At 71.0% G+C, this 16,442-nt stretch carries 12 protein-coding genes; 2 read left to right on the top strand and 10 right to left on the bottom strand.

Going from position 1 to position 16,442, the window contains the following annotated elements:
* Positions 1–11: 11 nt before the first annotated feature.
* Together ACFYV1_RS10725 and ACFYV1_RS10720 are read right to left on the bottom strand one after the other, a co-directional pair.
* Positions 12–392, bottom strand: a complete 381-nt coding sequence (locus ACFYV1_RS10725; protein ID WP_389395072.1) for a chorismate mutase — start codon at positions 390–392, stop codon at positions 12–14.
* 11 nt (positions 393–403) lie between these two features.
* A complete protein-coding gene (locus tag ACFYV1_RS10720) occupies positions 404–1,291 on the bottom strand; it encodes a helix-turn-helix domain-containing protein (protein ID WP_389395071.1) in 888 nt (295 codons plus the stop codon).
* A gap of 124 nt (positions 1,292–1,415) precedes the next feature.
* Here ACFYV1_RS10720 and ACFYV1_RS10715 point away from each other — a divergent pair, with 124 nt between their 5' ends.
* Positions 1,416–3,164, top strand: a complete 1,749-nt coding sequence (locus ACFYV1_RS10715; protein ID WP_389395070.1) for a beta-galactosidase family protein — start codon at positions 1,416–1,418, stop codon at positions 3,162–3,164.
* A gap of 217 nt (positions 3,165–3,381) precedes the next feature.
* On the opposite strand, the gene ACFYV1_RS10710 is transcribed toward ACFYV1_RS10715, so the two are convergent.
* Positions 3,382–4,197, bottom strand: a complete 816-nt coding sequence (locus ACFYV1_RS10710; protein ID WP_389395069.1) for a S1 family peptidase — start codon at positions 4,195–4,197, stop codon at positions 3,382–3,384.
* A gap of 187 nt (positions 4,198–4,384) precedes the next feature.
* Here ACFYV1_RS10710 and ACFYV1_RS10705 point away from each other — a divergent pair, with 187 nt between their 5' ends.
* Positions 4,385–5,287 (top strand): hypothetical protein, encoded by a 903-nt coding sequence (locus ACFYV1_RS10705; protein WP_389395285.1) that lies wholly within the window; start codon positions 4,385–4,387, stop codon positions 5,285–5,287.
* A gap of 69 nt (positions 5,288–5,356) precedes the next feature.
* Here the strand turns inward: ACFYV1_RS10705 and ACFYV1_RS10700 are convergent, their stop codons facing one another.
* The 7 genes from ACFYV1_RS10700 to ACFYV1_RS10670 form a co-directional block, all read right to left on the bottom strand.
* Positions 5,357–7,063: a DEAD/DEAH box helicase gene (locus tag ACFYV1_RS10700; RefSeq protein WP_389395068.1), complete on the bottom strand. Its 1,707-nt coding sequence runs from the start codon at positions 7,061–7,063 to the stop codon at positions 5,357–5,359.
* Between the two features lie 102 nt (positions 7,064–7,165).
* A complete protein-coding gene (locus ACFYV1_RS10695; RefSeq protein WP_005318814.1) occupies positions 7,166–7,369 on the bottom strand; it encodes a cold-shock protein in 204 nt (67 codons plus the stop codon).
* 360 nt (positions 7,370–7,729) lie between these two features.
* Positions 7,730–8,203, bottom strand: a complete 474-nt coding sequence (locus ACFYV1_RS10690; protein ID WP_389395067.1) for a pyridoxamine 5'-phosphate oxidase family protein — start codon at positions 8,201–8,203, stop codon at positions 7,730–7,732.
* 111 nt (positions 8,204–8,314) lie between these two features.
* On the bottom strand, positions 8,315–9,031 hold the full coding sequence (locus ACFYV1_RS10685; protein WP_389395066.1) for a vWA domain-containing protein: 717 nt from the start codon (positions 9,029–9,031) through the stop codon (positions 8,315–8,317).
* Between the two features lie 225 nt (positions 9,032–9,256).
* Positions 9,257–10,717: a glutamate synthase subunit beta gene (locus tag ACFYV1_RS10680; RefSeq protein WP_389395065.1), complete on the bottom strand. Its 1,461-nt coding sequence runs from the start codon at positions 10,715–10,717 to the stop codon at positions 9,257–9,259.
* Complete coding sequence (gene gltB, locus ACFYV1_RS10675) at positions 10,710–15,281, bottom strand: glutamate synthase large subunit (RefSeq protein WP_389395064.1); 4,572 nt, start codon at positions 15,279–15,281, stop codon at positions 10,710–10,712. The genes ACFYV1_RS10680 and gltB overlap by 8 nt, the downstream gene beginning before the upstream one ends.
* A gap of 409 nt (positions 15,282–15,690) precedes the next feature.
* On the bottom strand, positions 15,691–16,419 hold the full coding sequence (locus ACFYV1_RS10670; protein ID WP_389395063.1) for a VIT1/CCC1 transporter family protein: 729 nt from the start codon (positions 16,417–16,419) through the stop codon (positions 15,691–15,693).
* Positions 16,420–16,442 lie beyond the last annotated feature (23 nt).

The following is a 16,442-nucleotide window of genomic DNA, read 5'->3' as shown; positions in this document are numbered from 1 at the left end:
GGTGCTGCGGCTCAGGAGTCGTCGCGTTGCCCTGGTGCGACGGCCTCCTCCGCTCCCCCGGCCTGCTCCGGTCCCCCGGCCTGTCCCGGCTGGTCGGCGATCTGCTCGTGGTGGCGGATCACCTCGGCGATGATGAAGTTCAGCAGTTTCTCCGCGAACGCCGGGTCGAGTTTCGCGTTCTCCGCGAGCTGGCGCAGCCGTTCGATCTGGCTGGCCTCGCGCGCGGGGTCGGCGGGCGGCAGCTGGTGCCGGGCCTTGAGGTGGCCGACCTGCTGTGTGCACTTGAATCGCTCGGCGAGCATGTGGACGACGGCCGCGTCGATGTTGTCGATGCTCGCGCGCAGGCGGTTCAGCTCGGCGCGCACGGTTTCGTCGATGTCCCTCGTGGTCATGGTCAGGCAGCTTACGACGAGGCGGTGGTGACGGTCGGGGGGTGTTCAGGGTCCGGGACGCGGGTGCTCCAGCCGCCCGGTACGGCCCGGCTCTGCTGTTCCCTGAAGCGGATCGGCGCGAGGCCGACGCGGCGGGTGAACAGGCGGGAGAAGTAGGCGGGGTCCTCGTATCCGACGCGGCGTGCGACGGCCGCGACGGGCAGTTCGGTGGCCGCGAGGAGTTCCTTGGCCCGGCCGAGCCGGATACCGAGGAGGTAGTCCTTGGGGCTGCAGCCCGCGCCGCGGCGTACGGCGGTGCGCAGTTCGGCGGGGGTCATGCCGTGCCGGGCGGCGTGTTCGGCGACGGACAGCGGCTGGAAGGCGTCGCGGGCGAGCGCGGTGAGGACGGGGTCGCCGTCGGGGCCGAGGTCGGCGCGGGCCCGGCGCAGGGCGACGAGGAGTTCGTGAACGGCGGCACCGGCCTCGACGTCGAGAAGCGGGTTGTCGCGGCGGGCGGCGCGGGCGATCCTGCCGATGGCGGCGCGAGCGCCTGCGGCGTCGGACAGGGGGACGACGGGCCGGTCGGGTTCGATGCAGCCGAGTTCGGTGTAGGTCGTGGTGGCGGGCCCGGTGAAGTCGACGAAGCTCTCGTCCCAGCCGGTGGCGGGGTCGGGCCCGTAGTGGTGGGGAACGCCGGGGGTGAGCCAGATGAGGGCGGGGGCGGTGACGGTGGTGCGCCGTCCGTCGGCGGCCCGGTACCAGCCGCTGCCCGCGCTGATGACGACGGCGACGTGGTGGTCGAGGGTGCGGGGGCCGACGGTGGGGAGGCTGCCGTGCTGGAGGCCGACGCCGAGGCACACCAGTCCGAGCCGGTGGTGCAGGGGACTCGGGGTGAAATAGCGCATCCAGGTGTGGTACATGCCGTTGTGCGCTCCTTTCCGGGCTTCCCGGCCAGTCCAAGGAGAGCCGATCTTTGTCCATGGACCGGCGGCGCGCCAGAGGGTGATGGTGGGAACGGCGGGTGCGCGAGAGAGGGACGGGCCGGTGGCTGACTTCACCGTGGGTGACACGGACTTTCTGCTGGACGGGCGGCCGGTGCGGCTGCTGTCGGGGGCGCTGCACTATTTCAGGGTGCACGAGGGGCAGTGGCAGCACCGGCTGGCGATGCTGCGGGCGATGGGGCTCAACTGTGTGGAGACGTACGTCCCCTGGAACCTTCACGAGCCGGAGCCCGGCCGGTACGCGGACGACGCGGCGCTGGGCCGGTTCCTGGACGCGGTGCACGCGGCGGGGATGTGGGCGATCGTGCGGCCGGGTCCGTACATCTGCGCCGAGTGGGAGAACGGCGGTCTGCCGTACTGGCTGACCGGCCGGGTCGGTCGCCGGGCGCGCACGGAGGACGCCGAGTATCTGGGGCATGTGGAGCGCTGGTTCACCAGGCTGCTGCCGCAGGTGGTGGAGCGCGAGGTGACGGCCGGCGGGCCGGTGGTGATGGTGCAGGTGGAGAACGAGTACGGCAGTTACGGCAGTGACGGGGAGTATCTGCTCCGGCTGGTGGAGCTGCTGCGGGGCTGCGGTGTGGGAGTGCCGCTGTTCACGTCCGACGGTCCCGAGGACCACATGCTGACCGGCGGTTCGGTACCGGGGGTGCTCGCCACGGTGAACTTCGGTTCCGGCGCCGGTGAGGCGTTCGCGGCGTTGCGCCGGCACCGGCCGTCGGGGCCGCTGATGTGCATGGAGTTCTGGTGCGGCTGGTTCGAGCACTGGGGTGCGAAGGCCGGGCGGCGGGACGCCGGGGAGGCGGCGGGGGCGCTGCGCGAGATCCTCGACGCGGGGGCGTCGGTGAACGTGTACATGGCTCACGGTGGGACGAGTTTCGGGGGCTGGGCCGGCGCGAATCGTTCGGGGGAGCTGCACGACGGCGTGCTCGAGCCGACGGTCACGTCGTACGACTACGACGCGCCGGTCGACGAGGCGGGTCTGCCGACGGAGAAGTTCTGGCGGTTCCGGGAGGTTCTGGCGGACTACTGGGAGGGGCCGCTGCCAAAGCCTCCGGCGCCGCCCGCGGTCCTGGCATCGCCGGTCCGCGTGGAGCCTGCCGAGTGGGCGTCGCCGCAGACGGTGCTGGAGCTGCTCGGCGGCAAGGAGTGCGAGGCTCCGGTGCCCCTGACGTTCGAGGAACTGGGTGTGGAGCGGGGGCTGGTCCGCTACCGGGTGGACGTGCCGGGGCCGCGCGAGCCGTATCCGCTGAGGGTCATGGGTCTGAGGGACCGTGCGGTGGTGTACGTGGACGGGGTGCGGGCGGGTGTGCTGGATGCCGAGGTGTCGGCGCTCGAGATGCCGGTCGCGGGGCCGGCGTCGGTGGAGCTGTGGGTGGAGTCGCTGGGCCGGGTCAACTACGGGCCGCGGACGGGTGAGCCCAAGGGTGTTACCGGCGGGCTGCTGCACGAGCGGCAGTATCTGCACGGCGTACGGGCCCGGGGGCTGCGGCTGGAGGCGTTCGAGGAGCCGGACGCGCTGGCCAAAATGGAGTGGAGCGCTCCGCCGGCGGGGGCGGCCGGCCTGTACCGGGGGACGTTCGAGGTGGCTGCCGTGGGCGACGCGAGGCTGGAACTGCCCGGCTGGACCAGGGGGTTCGTGTGGGTGAACGGCTTCAACCTGGGCCGTTACTGGTCGGCGGGGCCGGTGCGGCCGCTGTTCGTTCCTGGGCCTGTGCTGCGCGAGGGCGGCAACGAGGTGTGGGTGCTGGAGCTGGAGTGTGCCGCGGAGGACGGCGCGGTCCGGCTGCGGTGAACGGGGCGGTGCGGGTGCCACGTACCGACCCGGTGCGGGTGTGGCGGACCGACGCGGTGCGGGTGTGCGTACCGACCCGGTGCGGCCGCCACGTACCGACACCGTGCGGGTGTGGCGAAGGGGGTGGTCCGGCTGCGGCGGACGGACCCGTACGGCCGCGGTGGACGGGGCGGAGGGGCAGGCCGCCGGGCCTGCCCCTCCGCCTGTGTCCGGTGTTCTACAGGCTCGCGGCCGCGGACTTGATCGCGGAGGCGAAGGTGGACACCTCGGTGTAGACGCCGGGGTAGCCGGCCCGTGCGCAGCCGTAGCCCCAGCTCACGACGCCGACCTGGATCCAGGCGCCGGCGTTGTCCTTGCGGAACATGGGTCCGCCGGAGTCACCCTGGCAGGTGTCGACGCCGCCCTCGTTGTAGCCGGCGCAGATCTCCTCGCCCGGGACGAGTTCGTCGTACGCCTGCCCGCAGGTGGCGTCGGAGACGAACGGCACCTGGGCCTTGAGGAGGTAGCGCTGCTGCGATCCGCCCTCGCGGGCGGCGCCCCAGCCGGCGACCGTGAAGGTTCCGCTGTTGTAGTCCGTGGTCTCGGCGATCTTCAGGGTGGGCAGGTTGATGGGCTGGGCGAGCTTGATCAGGGCCCAGTCCTTGCCGGTGCCGTTGTAGCCGGGGGCCTGAAGGACCTTGGTGGAGCGGACCTTGATGGCGCTGGAGCTGTACAGGTCCACGACGCCCGCGGTGGCGGTGATGCTGGTGTTGTTGCCGGAGCCGCTGACGCAGTGGGCGGCGGTGAGCACGATGTCCTTGGCGTAGAGGGCGCCGCCGCAGCCCATGGAGAGCCGGACCATGAAGGGGAACTCGCCCTGGGCGGCGCGAGTGCCGCCGACGACGGGCGGTGTGGCGGCGGAGGCGGAGGTGGGCTGGAGGCTGACCGCGGCGAGCAGGACGGCGCCGACGGCGAGACATCTTTTGAGAGTGCTCAGAAGCTTCAACGAACTGCCTCTCGTGGGGGGTTGAGGGGAACGTCCAGTCGGCCACATGTGGGTGACATGTGCCCGACAAGACGCTGTCCGGAGTATGGAACCCGGTGAGCGGACACCACAAGAAGCATCTTTCGGCCAATCGCCGGGCTCCGACCGCGCAGACCGCGCCGTAGAGTTGAAACCCGTCCGGCCGGGCGTGCGAGGCGGCAGACGTACAGGCGTGTTCGGGCAGACGTGCTTGGGGATGATGGGCGTGTCGAACCAGAGCGAGGTCGTGCACGGCTTTCCGCACCTGGACACCGTGCGGTCGGCGGTCAACGCGCTGTACCGGCGTCTCACCCCCGAGAGCGTGCTCTCCTACGCGCCGAGCGTGTTCCCCGCCGACGTGGCCTTCCATGACGACGACGATCTCCACCTGGGCGCGCAGCGCGTGGCCAGGGCGCTGGTGCACCATCTGCGGCTGCCGGACGCCCGGATGGTCGTCGGCTTCCGCGACATGGAGCACGCGGCCAGCGTCGAACTCGCCGCGGGCCCCGAGTACTTCATCGAACTGAACGACCGGTTCCGGACACACCGCCGGGACATCGGCGCGGCCCTCGCGCACGAGATCACCCATGTGCTGCTGCACCGGCTCGATCTGTCGTTCCCCGGCACCCGCGACAACGAGATCCTCACCGACACGGTGACCACCTACCTGGGGGCGGGCTGGCTGCTGCTCGACGCGTTCCGTGAGGACGCCGTGTCCAGCCAGAAACTCGGCTATCTCACCCCCGAGGAGTTCGGGTACGTCCTCGCCGGGCGCGCGCTGGCCTTCGGCGAGGATCCTCGGCCCTGGTTCACCAGCCCGCAGGCGTACCACGCGTACACCCGCGGCCGCGCCCAGGCGCTGCGCGACGCGCAGCAGCCGCCGCTGACGACCGCCGGCCGGCTGGGCCGCCTCCGCTACGTCAAGGACCGCCGCCGGGCCCGGGAGAATCAGGGCGACCAGCCTGCGGGACCGTTCGCGTACGCCTTCGAGCACGGGGCACAGGGGCTGAGGGTCTCCTTCCCCTGCACCACCTGCCACCAGCGCATCCGGGTGCCCGTACAGGGACGGGTGCGGGCCCGCTGCGGCCTGTGCCGGACGATTCTCGAATGCGACACCTGACCCGGACGGCCGGGCGGCCGGGCGGCTCGGCAGAGCCCGAGTCTGCCCGGAGCGTGCTTCTCGCGGGCGTCAGCCCGTCCCGCCCCTGCCGCCGGTTCGGCCCCGGCCGCCCTGGCCTCCGCGGCCACCACCACTGCCGCTGCCGCCACCGGCACCGGCGGCGCCGCCGCGACCGCCGCGGCGTGGCCTGCCGACGCCGGTGGAGTCGCCCTGGCCCTGTCCGCGCCCCTGCCCGGCGGACCTGCGTGGGGCTCCGGAGCCCTCCGCCGCCGCTCCGCCGCGCTGCGCCGTCTCACCGGGCCGCCCCGCGGGCCGGCGCCGGCGCCGGGACGACGAGGCCCCGGTCTTGGTGGGCGCCGCCGCCGCGGGCTGCGGGACCTCGATCGTCACCGCGACACCCGACGGTTCACGCGCTCCGGTCAGCCTGCTGAGTTCCTCGTCGCCGGACTGCACCCGTGCCGTACGGGGGCTGATCCCCGCGTTCGCCATGAGGCGTGTCATCTCGCGGCGCTGCTCCGGCAGGACCAGTGTCACGACGCTGCCGGACTCGCCCGCGCGGGCGGTGCGGCCGCCGCGGTGCAGGTAGTCCTTGTGGTCGACGGGCGGGTCGATGTTCACGACCAGGTCAAGGTCGTCGACGTGGATGCCGCGCGCGGCGACGTTCGTCGCGACGAGTGCGGTGACCTGACCGTTCTTGAACTGGTCCAGGGTGCGGTTGCGCTGCGGCTGGGACCGTCCGCCGTGCAGGGCCGCTGCCCGGACACCGCTGGCCAGCAGCCGCTTCGCGAACCGGTCCGCGGTGCGCTTGGTGTCCACGAAGAGGATCACGCGGCCCTCGCGGGCGGCGATGCGGGTGGCGACGGCCTTCTTGTCGGTCTCGTCCAGGACGTGGAGCACGTGGTGCTCCATCGTGGTGACCGCACCCGCGGACGGGTCGACCGAGTGCACGACCGGGTCGGTGAGGAACATCCGGACGAGCCGGTCGATGTTCTTGTCGAGGGTCGCGGAGAAGAGCATCCGCTGGCCGTCCGGCTCCACCTGCTTGAGCAGTGCCGTGACCTGCGGCATGAAGCCCATGTCGGCCATCTGGTCGGCTTCGTCGAGGACGGTGATCGCGACGGCGCCGAGGGCGCAGTCGCCGCGTTCTATGAGGTCCTTGAGGCGTCCGGGCGTGGCCACGAGCACCTCGGCGCCGCGCCGCAGCGCGCCCGCCTGCTTGGTGATGGACATGCCGCCGACGACCGTGGCGAGCCGCAGCTGCAGCGAGGTCGCGTAGGGGGCGAGGGCGTCGGTGACCTGCTGTGCCAGTTCCCGGGTCGGCACGAGGACGAGCGCGAGGGGCGCCCGCGCCTCGGCGCGGCGGCCGGCGGTACGCGCGAGGAGCGCGAGCCCGAAGGCGAGCGTCTTGCCGGAGCCGGTACGGCCGCGGCCGAGGATGTCACGGCCGGCGAGTGAGTTGGGAAGGGTGGCGCCCTGGATGGGGAAGGGCTCTGTGACGCCCTGGGCCACAAGGGTCTTCAGCAGGGCGGCGGGCATGTCCAGCTCGTCGAACGCCGTCACGGCGGGCAGCGCGGGCGTGACGCTTTCCGGCAGGGTGAATTCCTGCGGGGGCGCCACGCTGCGGGCGCTCGCCTTGCTCGCCTTGCCGGAGCCCTTGCCCGAGCCGGAGCGGTTCCCGGCGGCGGGACGGTTTCCGGCGCCGGTGTCGGCCGGTCGCCTGCGGGGCGGCCGGGCGGACCTGGCGGCGGAGCGGTCCGGTCGTTCGGAGCGGTTCATGCGGATGTGCCTTCCTGGGGCCTGTGGACAGCAAGAGCCGGGGCCCGCACCGACGAAGGTGCGGGCCCCGGCTGCAGGAGCTGCGAGATACGCGCCCGGCAATCAGGCCGGGAGGATGTTCTCCGCCTGCGGGCCCTTCTGGCCCTGCGTGACGTCGAACGTCACCTTCTGGCCCTCCTGGAGCTCACGGAAGCCCGAGGTGGCGATGTTCGAGTAGTGGGCGAAGACGTCGGCGCCGCCGCCGTCCTGCTCAATGAAGCCGAAGCCCTTTTCCGAGTTGAACCACTTCACGGTTCCAGTAGCCATGTCATTCTCCTAAAACAGGGGCAAGCCGAAAACTCACACCTCGTGAATTTCCCGTCGCTGCATTGAGCCCCATCCGGAGAAGCCGGAAACAATAATGTGCGCCTGAGGAAGCATTCCCGTCAGGCGCACACAAAGTTCATGGGTACCAAAACTGCAACAGTGCAACCCTAGCATGCTCTCGCCGGGAAAGCCCGGATCGGACACGATCAATGATCAAGACATTCACCCGGCTGCCCGTCCGCTCCCCCTCGGCGGGGCGGTAGGGGGCGGCGGACGGCGCGGCCGTCCCCGACATGCCTCTTCACCGGATCGGGGCAGCGGCCGGGCGTGCCGGGCCCTGCCGGGCCCGGCGTCACCGGCTCAGCGCCGCCGACGCGTGCGGAGCGGGGCGCCCGGACTCCACGACCGTACGACCAGTTCGTCGCCCTCGACCGAGGTCCGCACGACCTCGCCGATCCCGACACGGAACAGATGGAACGGTTCCGGCGGCTGCACGTCGTCGGCGAAGCGGCGCTTGCGCCCCGGCTCGGTGACCTCGTGGGCCCGACCGGAGATCCGCGCGTCGCCGGCGTCCGTCGCGTCGTCGGCCCCCGGGTTCGTGTGCAGGGCGAAACGCGGATCGCGCAGCAGGTCCCGCGCCTTGCGGGAGCTGGGCATCATGCCGAGCCACAGCTCCCCGAACCGGAAGTTCACCTCCAGCCCGCTCAGACGGGGCGAGCCGTCGCTGCGGAGTGTGGCCAGGACGTGATGTCCGTACTGCTGGAAACGGCTCTGGACGGACTCGGCGAAGGCGGGCTCGGCCGCACGGAAGGCGGACCACGGAGAAGACGTCATGAGGTCATGGAATCGCGGAAACCGGACATCTTCTGTCCGGTTACGGAGAGGACGCGCCGGTGTACTGCCCCGGGACGGCGGGCACCCGCGCCTCGGGGGCGCGGGCCGCGGTCACCGCACGATGCCCTGGGCGCGGGCGGCCGCCAGCCACAGCGGGAACTCACCGACGAGCCGGTCGTACAGCTCGGTGTCGGGGACCTGCCGGGGGTCCGATCCGGCGTGGAAGAAGCCCGCGTTGTCGACCGGGCGTTTGGCGGGGACGGCCAGTTCGTCGAGCTTGCGCAGGAAGTCGAACTGCGTACTGCGCTTGTTGCCGAAGCCGACGAACTGCCAGAACAGCGGCAGCCGGGCCGCTTTGCAGAGGTAGCGCTCCGCGGCGAGTTTGTTGATCGGGCCGCCGTCGGTCTGGAAGACGACGAGCGCGGGCGCGGTGGAACCGCTGTCCATGTAGTGGTCGATGACGGCGTCCATCGCCAGGTGGTAGCTGGTCTTCCCCATGTGCCCGAGGCCGGCCGCTATCTCGTCGATGCGTCCGTGGTGGTTCTCCAGGGCGATGTCGGTGACCGCGTCGACGTCGGTCGAGAAGAACACGACGGGCACGGAGCCGTCGTCGTCGAGGTTGGCGGACAGTCCGAGGACCCGGTCGGCGAGTGCCTGGACGCTGCCGTCCCTGTAGTACTCCTTCATCGACCCGGAGTAGTCCACCACCAGGTACACCGCGGCACGCTGCCCGTGCAGGCCGTGCTTCCTGAGGGAGACACCCGCGGTGTTGTAGAGGCCGACGAGAGCGGGGGCGCTCTGCTCGAGCTTCTGGAGGCTGACGGGCATGCTGGCTCCGTTGTGTCGGACGGGGTGGGGACGGCTGTCCGACGATATCCCGGCCGACGAGGGCAACCGGGCGGTACGCGGGCGGCGTTGACGGAGCCGGTGTGCGGCCGCCCGCTTTCCCCTCCCCGCGCACGCCACGGCGCCTGCCATGGTCCGGTCGGGGACGAGGCAGGCGCCGTGTTCAGTTCCGCACGCCGTTGTACGGGACGTAAGAGGGGCCGACGGTCAGACCGTCAGCGCACGATCCGTCGGACGGATCGGGGCCGGCAGGGCGCTGGCGCCCGTCAGGTAGCGGTCCACGCCGCGTGCCGCCGAGCGGCCCTCGGCGATCGCCCACACGATCAGCGACTGGCCGCGGCCCGCGTCGCCGGCGACGAAGACACCGTCGACGTTGGTCGCGAAGTCCGCGTCCCGCGCCACGTTGCCGCGCTCGTCGAGGCCGAGGCCGAACTGCTCGACCAGGCCGTTCGCCCGGTCGATGCCGGTGAAGCCCATGGCCAGGGTGACCAGCTGCGCGGGGATCCTCCGCTCGGTGCCGGGCTTCTGGACCAGCTTGCCGTCCTCGAAGGACACCTCGACCAGGTGCAGGGCCTGGACGTTGCCGTCCTCGTCGCCCTCGAAGTGGGTGGTGGAGACGGAGTAGACCCGCTCGCCGCCCTCCTCGTGCGCGGAGGTGACCTTGTAGAGCATGGGGAACGTCGGCCACGGCTGGCCGACGTTCCGCTCGTCGCCCGGCCGCGGCATGATCTCCAGCTGGGTGACGGACGCCGCGCCCTGGCGGTGGGCGGTGCCGACGCAGTCCGCGCCGGTGTCGCCGCCGCCGATGACGACGACGTGCTTGCCCTCCGCGGTGATCGGCGGGGCGACGAAGTCGCCCTCCTGCACCTTGTTGGCGAGGGGCAGGTACTCCATGGCGAAGTGGATGCCGTTCAGCTCGCGACCGGGGACGGGCAGGTCGCGGGAGACCGTGGAGCCCGCGGCGACGACGACCGCGTCGTACCGGCGGCGCAGCGCGTCGGCCGGCATGTCGCGGCCGATCTCGACCTCGGTGCGGAACTTGGTGCCCTCCGCGCGCATCTGCTCGATGCGCCGGTTGATGTGCACCTTCTCCATCTTGAACTCGGGGATGCCGTACCGGAGCAGTCCGCCGATGCGGTCGGCGCGCTCGTACACGACGACCGTATGGCCGGCGCGGGTGAGCTGCTGGGCCGCGGCGAGTCCGGCGGGGCCGGAGCCGATGACGGCGACGGTCTTGCCGGACAGGCGCTCCGGTGGCTGCGGTGTGACGTCGCCGGTGTCCCAGGCCTTGTCGATGATGGAGACTTCGACGTTCTTGATGGTGACGGCGGGCTGGTTGATGCCGAGCACGCACGCGGCCTCGCACGGAGCGGGGCACAGCCGGCCGGTGAACTCCGGGAAGTTGTTGGTGGCGTGCAGCCGCTCGGAGGCGGCGGCCCAGTCCTCGCGGTAGGCGTAGTCGTTCCACTCGGGGATGAGGTTCCCGAGCGGGCAGCCGTTGTGGCAGAACGGGATGCCGCAGTCCATGCAGCGGCCGGCCTGCTTGCTGATGATCGGCAGCAGGGAGCCGGGGACGTAGACCTCGTTCCAGTCCTTGACGCGTTCCTCGACGGGGCGGGTCTCGGCGACCTCGCGCCCGGTGGTCAGGAAGCCCTTGGGGTCAGCCATTGGTCGCCGCCTCCATCATCTTCTCGGTGGTCTCCTGCTCGGAGAGACCGGCGAGCTCAGCGGCGTCCTTGGCGGCGAGCACTGCCTTGTACGTGGTCGGGATGATCTTGCTGAAGCGGTCCACGTTCACGGACCAGTCGGCGAGAAGCTTCTCGGCGACGGTCGAGCCGGTCTCCTCGAAGTGGCGGCGCACGACGTCGTGCAGCCACTGCCCGTCGCTCTCGTCCAGAGCTTCGATCGCGCCGAGGTTGCCGGAGTTGACGTTGTCCCGGTCGAGGTCGATGACGTAGGCGATGCCGCCGGACATGCCGGCCGCGAAGTTGCGGCCGGTCTCGCCGAGGACGACCGCGTGACCGCCGGTCATGTACTCGCAGCCGTGGTCGCCGACTCCTTCGGAGACGACGAGCGCACCGGAGTTGCGGACGCAGAAGCGTTCGCCGGTGCGGCCGCGCAGGAACAGTTCGCCGCCGGTGGCGCCGTAGGCGATGGTGTTGCCCGCGATGGTCGAGTACTCGGCCAGGTGGTCGGCGCCCCGGTCGGGGCGGACGATCACACGGCCGCCGGAGAGGCCCTTGCCGACGTAGTCGTTGGCGTCGCCCTCGAGACGCAGGGTGACACCGCGCGGCACGAACGCGCCGAAGGACTGGCCCGCGGAGCCGGTGAAGGTGATGTCGATGGTGTCGTCGGACAGGCCCGCGCCACCGAACTTCTTCGTCACCTCGTGGCCGAGCATGGTGCCGACGGTCCGGTTGATGTTGCGGATCGCGACCTGGCCGCGGACCGGCTGGGCGTCCTCGGCGGTGGCGGCGTTCAGCGCCTCCGCGGCGAGCTCGATCAGCTCGTTGTCGAGGGCCTTCTCCAGGCCGTGGTCCTGCTCGATCACCTGGTGGCGCACCGCGCCGTCGGGCAGCTCGGGCACGTGGAAGAGGGGGGCGAGGTCGAGGCCCTGGGCCTTCCAGTGGTCGACGGCACGGTCGGTCTCGAGGAGTTCGGCGTGGCCGACGGCCTCCTCGATGCTGCGGAAGCCCAGCTCGGCGAGGATCTCGCGGACCTCTTCCGCGATGAACCGGAAGAAGTTGACGACGAACTCCGCCTTGCCGGAGAACCGCTCGCGCAGTACCGGGTTCTGGGTCGCGATGCCGACCGGGCAGGTGTCCAGGTGGCAGACGCGCATCATGACGCAGCCGGAGACGACGAGCGGCGCGGTCGCGAACCCGAACTCCTCGGCGCCGAGCAGGGCGGCGATGACGACGTCGCGGCCGGTCTTGAGCTGGCCGTCGGTCTGGACGACGATGCGGTCGCGCAGACCGTTGAGCAGCAGGGTCTGCTGGGTCTCGGCGAGGCCGAGCTCCCAGGGGCCGCCCGCGTGCTTGAGCGAGGTCAGCGGGGAGGCGCCCGTGCCGCCGTCGTGGCCGGAGATGAGGACGACGTCCGCGTGGGCCTTGGAGACACCCGCGGCGACCGTGCCGACACCGACTTCGGAGACCAGCTTCACGTGGATGCGGGCGGCCGGGTTGGCGTTCTTGAGGTCGTGGATCAGCTGAGCCAGGTCCTCGATGGAGTAGATGTCGTGGTGCGGCGGCGGGGAGATCAGGCCGACGCCCGGGGTGGAGTGCCGGGTCCTGGCGACCCACGGGTAGACCTTGTGGCCGGGCAGCTGGCCGCCCTCGCCGGGCTTGGCACCCTGGGCCATCTTGATCTGGATGTCGTCCGCGTTGACCAGGTACTCGGACGTGACGCCGAAGCGGCCGGAGGCGACCTGCTTGATGGAGGACCGGCGCTCGGGGTCGTACAGGCGCTCGGGGTCCTCGCCGCCCTCGCCGGTGTTGGACTTGCCGCCCAGCTGGTTCATGGCGATGGCCAGCGTCTCGTGCGCCTCCTTGGAGATGGAGCCGTACGACATGGCGCCGGTGGAGAAGCGCTTGACGATCTCGGAGACGGGCTCGACCTCGTCGACGGGGATCGGACCGCGGTCCGATTTGAAGCCGAAGAGGCCGCGCAGCGTCATCAGCCGCTCGGACTGCTCGTTCACCCGGTCCGTGTACTGCTTGAAGATGTCGTACCGCTTGTTGCGCGTGGCGTGCTGCAGGCGGAAGACGGTCTCCGGGTCGAACAGGTGCGGCTCGCCCTCTCGGCGCCACTGGTACTCGCCGCCGATGTCCAGCGCGCGGTGGGTGGCGGCGATGCCGGAGGCCGGGTACGCCTTGGCGTGGCGGGCGGCGACCTCCTTGGCGACGACGTCCAGGCCCGCGCCGCCGATCTTGGTGGCGGTGCCGTTGAAGTACTTCTCCACGAAAGTGTCGTCCAGGCCGACGGCCTCGAAGACCTGCGCGCCGCGGTAGGAGGCGACCGTGGAGATGCCCATCTTGGACATGACCTTCAGGACGCCCTTGCCGAGGGCGTGGATCAGGTTGCGGATGGCCTTCTCGGGCTCCAGGCCGTCGATGAAGGTGCCGGCGCGGACCAGGTCCTCGACCGACTCCATCGCCAGGTACGGGTTGACCGCGGCGGCGCCGTAGCCGATGAGCAGCGCGACGTGGTGCACCTCGCGGACGTCACCGGCCTCGACCAGCAGGCCCACCTGGGTGCGCTGCTTGGTGCGGATGAGGTGGTGGTGGGCGGCGGAGGTGAGCAGCAGCGACGGGATCGGCGCGTGCTCCGCGTCCGAGTGGCGATCGGAGAGGACGATCAGGCGGGCGCCGTCCTCGATGGCGGTGTCGACCTCGCGGCAGATCGCCTCGATACGGGCGGCGAGGGCGTCGCCGCCGCCGGAGACGCGGTAGAGGCCGGCCAGTGTGGCGGCCTTCATGCCGGGCATGTCGCCGTCGGCGTTGATGTGGATGAGCTTGGCCAGCTCGTCGTTGTCGATCACCGGGAAGGGCAGTGTGACGCTGCGGCAGGACGCGGCGGTCGGCTCCAGCAGGTTGCCCTGGGGGCCGAGCGAGGAGTGCAGCGAGGTGACGAGCTCCTCGCGGATGGCGTCCAGCGGCGGGTTGGTGACCTGCGCGAACAGCTGGGTGAAGTAGTCGAACAGCAGACGCGGGCGCTCGGAGAGGGCCGCGATCGGCGAGTCGGTGCCCATGGAGCCGAGGGGCTCGCCGCCGGTGCGGGCCATCGGCGCGAGGATGACGCGCAGTTCCTCCTCGGTGTAGCCGAAGGTCTGCTGGCGTCGGGTGACGGAGGCGTGGGTGTGGACGATGTGCTCACGCTCGGGGAGGTCCTCGAGCTCGATCTCACCGGCCTCCAGCCACTCCTGGTACGGGTTCTCGGCGGCGAGGGCGGACTTGATCTCGTCGTCCTCGATGATGCGGTGCTCGGCGGTGTCGACGAGGAACATCTTGCCGGGCTGCAGGCGGCCCTTGCGGACGACCTTCGCCGGGTCGATGTCGAGGACGCCGACCTCGGAGGAGAGCACGACGAGGCCGTCGTCGGTGACCCAGTAGCGGCCGGGGCGCAGGCCGTTGCGGTCGAGGACCGCGCCGACCTGGGTGCCGTCGGTGAAGGTGACGCAGGCGGGGCCGTCCCAGGGCTCCATCATCGTGGAGTGGTACTGGTAGAAGGCGCGCCGGGCCGGATCCATGGAGTCGTGGTTCTCCCACGCCTCGGGGACCATCATCAGCACGGAGTGCGGCAGCGACCGGCCGCCGAGGTGCAGCAGCTCCAGGACCTCGTCGAAGGAAGCGGAGTCGGAGGCGTCCGGCGTGCAGACGGGGAAGATCCGGTCGATCTTGCCGGCGCCGGAGTTGAACAGCTTCGAGGCGAGCTGCGACTCACGGGCGCGCATCCAGTTGCGGTTGCCCTTGACCGTGTTGATCTCGCCGTTGTGCGCGACGAAGCGGTACGGGTGGGCCAGCGGCCAGCTCGGGAAGGTGTTCGTGGAGAACCGCGAGTGGACGAGGGCCACCGCGGTGGCGAAGCGCCGGTCCGAGAGGTCGGGGAAGAAGGGCTCCAGCTGGCCGGTGGTCAGCATGCCCTTGTAGACGACGGTGCGCGCGGAGAGCGACGGGAAGTAGACACCGGCCTCGCGCTCGGCGCGCTTGCGCAGGACGAACGCCTTGCGGTCCAGCGCGATGCCCTCGCTGGTGTGGTCGGCGACGAACAGCTGCCGGAATGCGGGCATGGTGGCGCGGGCGCCGTTGCCGAGCAGGTCGGGCGTCACGGGGACCTCGCGCCAGCCGAGGACGGTCAGGCCCTCCTCGCCGGCGATCGTCTCGATCCTCGAGACGGCGGCCTCGTTCTCCTCGGGGTCGGCCGGGAGGAAGCCGATGCCGACGGCGTAGGAGCCGGCGGCGGGCAGTTCGAAGCCGGTGACCTCGCGGAGGAAGGCGTCGGGGACTTGGAGCAGGATGCCCGCGCCGTCGCCGGAGTCGGGCTCGGAGCCGGTGGCACCGCGGTGCTCGAGGTTTCGCAGTACGGTCAGCGCCTGCTCGACCAGCTCATGGCTGGCAACACCGGTGAGGGTGGCCACGAACCCGACACCGCAGGCGTCGTGTTCGTTACGGGGGTCGTACATCCCCTGAGGGGCGGGGCGACCGTCCATGGGCGACCAGGCGTCGGAACGCATTGGCTCTCCCGTCGTCGTCGTGGCATGTGCAGTGCCGAGGGACGACGTTGGCCCTCCGCGAAATTTCGTGCAGGTTACATGATGGAGTGCTTCTCGGAAAGCGGATAGCTCATTCCAGCATGCGGACACCGCGTCGGCGGTGAAGGGGGGCCACAGCGGACAGATCGACATCCGGATGGCCTTCGCAGAGCGGGCTTCATTGCCCACAGCGTTTACGGCTGATGCCCCGCGATCGAGGCATCGAAACCAACGAGTAACGACTACTTATGCCGTGCATTGCATAGTGTCTCATTCCTGGGCCTCGTCGCGGGAGGACGTACGTCACAGCGTCCGTGACGGAGTCCGGAAACGCGAACGCGCCGGCTCACGGGGAACCGGCGCGACACAGGCCCTCACGGGCGGAGAGGCATCAGACAGCGGCACCGATGAGCATGCCGAGGCCGTACGTGAGCGCGGCGGCCGCGCCACCGAGGGCCAGCTGGCGCACACCGCTGAACCACCAGCTGCGCGCCGTGACCTTCGCCACCAGGGCGCCGCACGCGAACAGTCCGAGCAGGGCGAGCAGTACCGCGGGCCACAGCGCGCTCGCGCCGAGCAGGTACGGCAGCACCGGCAGCAGCGCGCCGAGCGCGAACGCGCCGAAGGAGGAGACCGCGGCGACGAGCGGCGAGGGGAGGTCGTCCGGGTCGATGCCGAGTTCCTCGCGGGCGTGGATCTCCAGCGCCTGCTCCGGGTCCCTGGAGAGCTGCATCGCGACCTCGCGGGCGAGCGCGGGCTCCACCCCGCGGGCGACGTAGAGCGCCGCCAGCTCCTCCATCTCGTCGACCGGGTGCTTGCGCAACTCGCGTCGCTCCACAGCCAGTTCCGCTTCCACCAGCTCACGCTGGGAGGCGACGGAGGTGTACTCGCCGGCGGCCATCGAGAACGCGCCCGCGGCGAGACCGGCGAGGCCCGTGATGACGATCGTCTGCTGGGAGACGGCACCGCCCGCGACACCGGTCATCAGAGCGAGGTTGGAGACCAGTCCGTCCATCGCCCCGAACACCGCCGGGCGCAGCCAGCCGCCGTTGACGTCACGGTGCGTGTGGTTGTCACGGTGCGCCTCGTGAAGTGTGGCTTCGGTTTCGATGATGGACACAGCTCTCCCCTTTTCCGGCGGCG

This window comes from Streptomyces sp. NPDC003023, from assembly GCF_042888225.1.
Lineage (GTDB): Bacteria > Actinomycetota > Actinomycetes > Streptomycetales > Streptomycetaceae > Streptomyces.
The sequence above is the reverse complement of the archived record's forward strand: the minus strand, read 5'-3'. Positions and strand labels throughout refer to the sequence as shown.

Coding starts and splice junctions, on each gene's coding strand:
- ACFYV1_RS10725 (WP_389395072.1), bottom strand. CDS start 392: ATGACCACGAGGGACATCGACGAAACCGTGCGCGCCGAGCTGAACCGC.
- ACFYV1_RS10685 (WP_389395066.1), bottom strand. CDS start 9,031: ATGCCCGTCAGCCTCCAGAAGCTCGAGCAGAGCGCCCCCGCTCTCGTC.
- ACFYV1_RS10720 (WP_389395071.1), bottom strand. CDS start 1,291: ATGTACCACACCTGGATGCGCTATTTCACCCCGAGTCCCCTGCACCAC.
- ACFYV1_RS10690 (WP_389395067.1), bottom strand. CDS start 8,203: ATGACGTCTTCTCCGTGGTCCGCCTTCCGTGCGGCCGAGCCCGCCTTC.
- ACFYV1_RS10695 (WP_005318814.1), bottom strand. CDS start 7,369: ATGGCTACTGGAACCGTGAAGTGGTTCAACTCGGAAAAGGGCTTCGGC.
- gltB (WP_389395064.1), bottom strand. CDS start 15,281: ATGCGTTCCGACGCCTGGTCGCCCATGGACGGTCGCCCCGCCCCTCAG.
- ACFYV1_RS10705 (WP_389395285.1), top strand. CDS start 4,385: ATGATGGGCGTGTCGAACCAGAGCGAGGTCGTGCACGGCTTTCCGCAC.
- ACFYV1_RS10700 (WP_389395068.1), bottom strand. CDS start 7,063: ATGAACCGCTCCGAACGACCGGACCGCTCCGCCGCCAGGTCCGCCCGG.
- ACFYV1_RS10710 (WP_389395069.1), bottom strand. CDS start 4,197: ATGTGGCCGACTGGACGTTCCCCTCAACCCCCCACGAGAGGCAGTTCG.
- ACFYV1_RS10680 (WP_389395065.1), bottom strand. CDS start 10,717: ATGGCTGACCCCAAGGGCTTCCTGACCACCGGGCGCGAGGTCGCCGAG.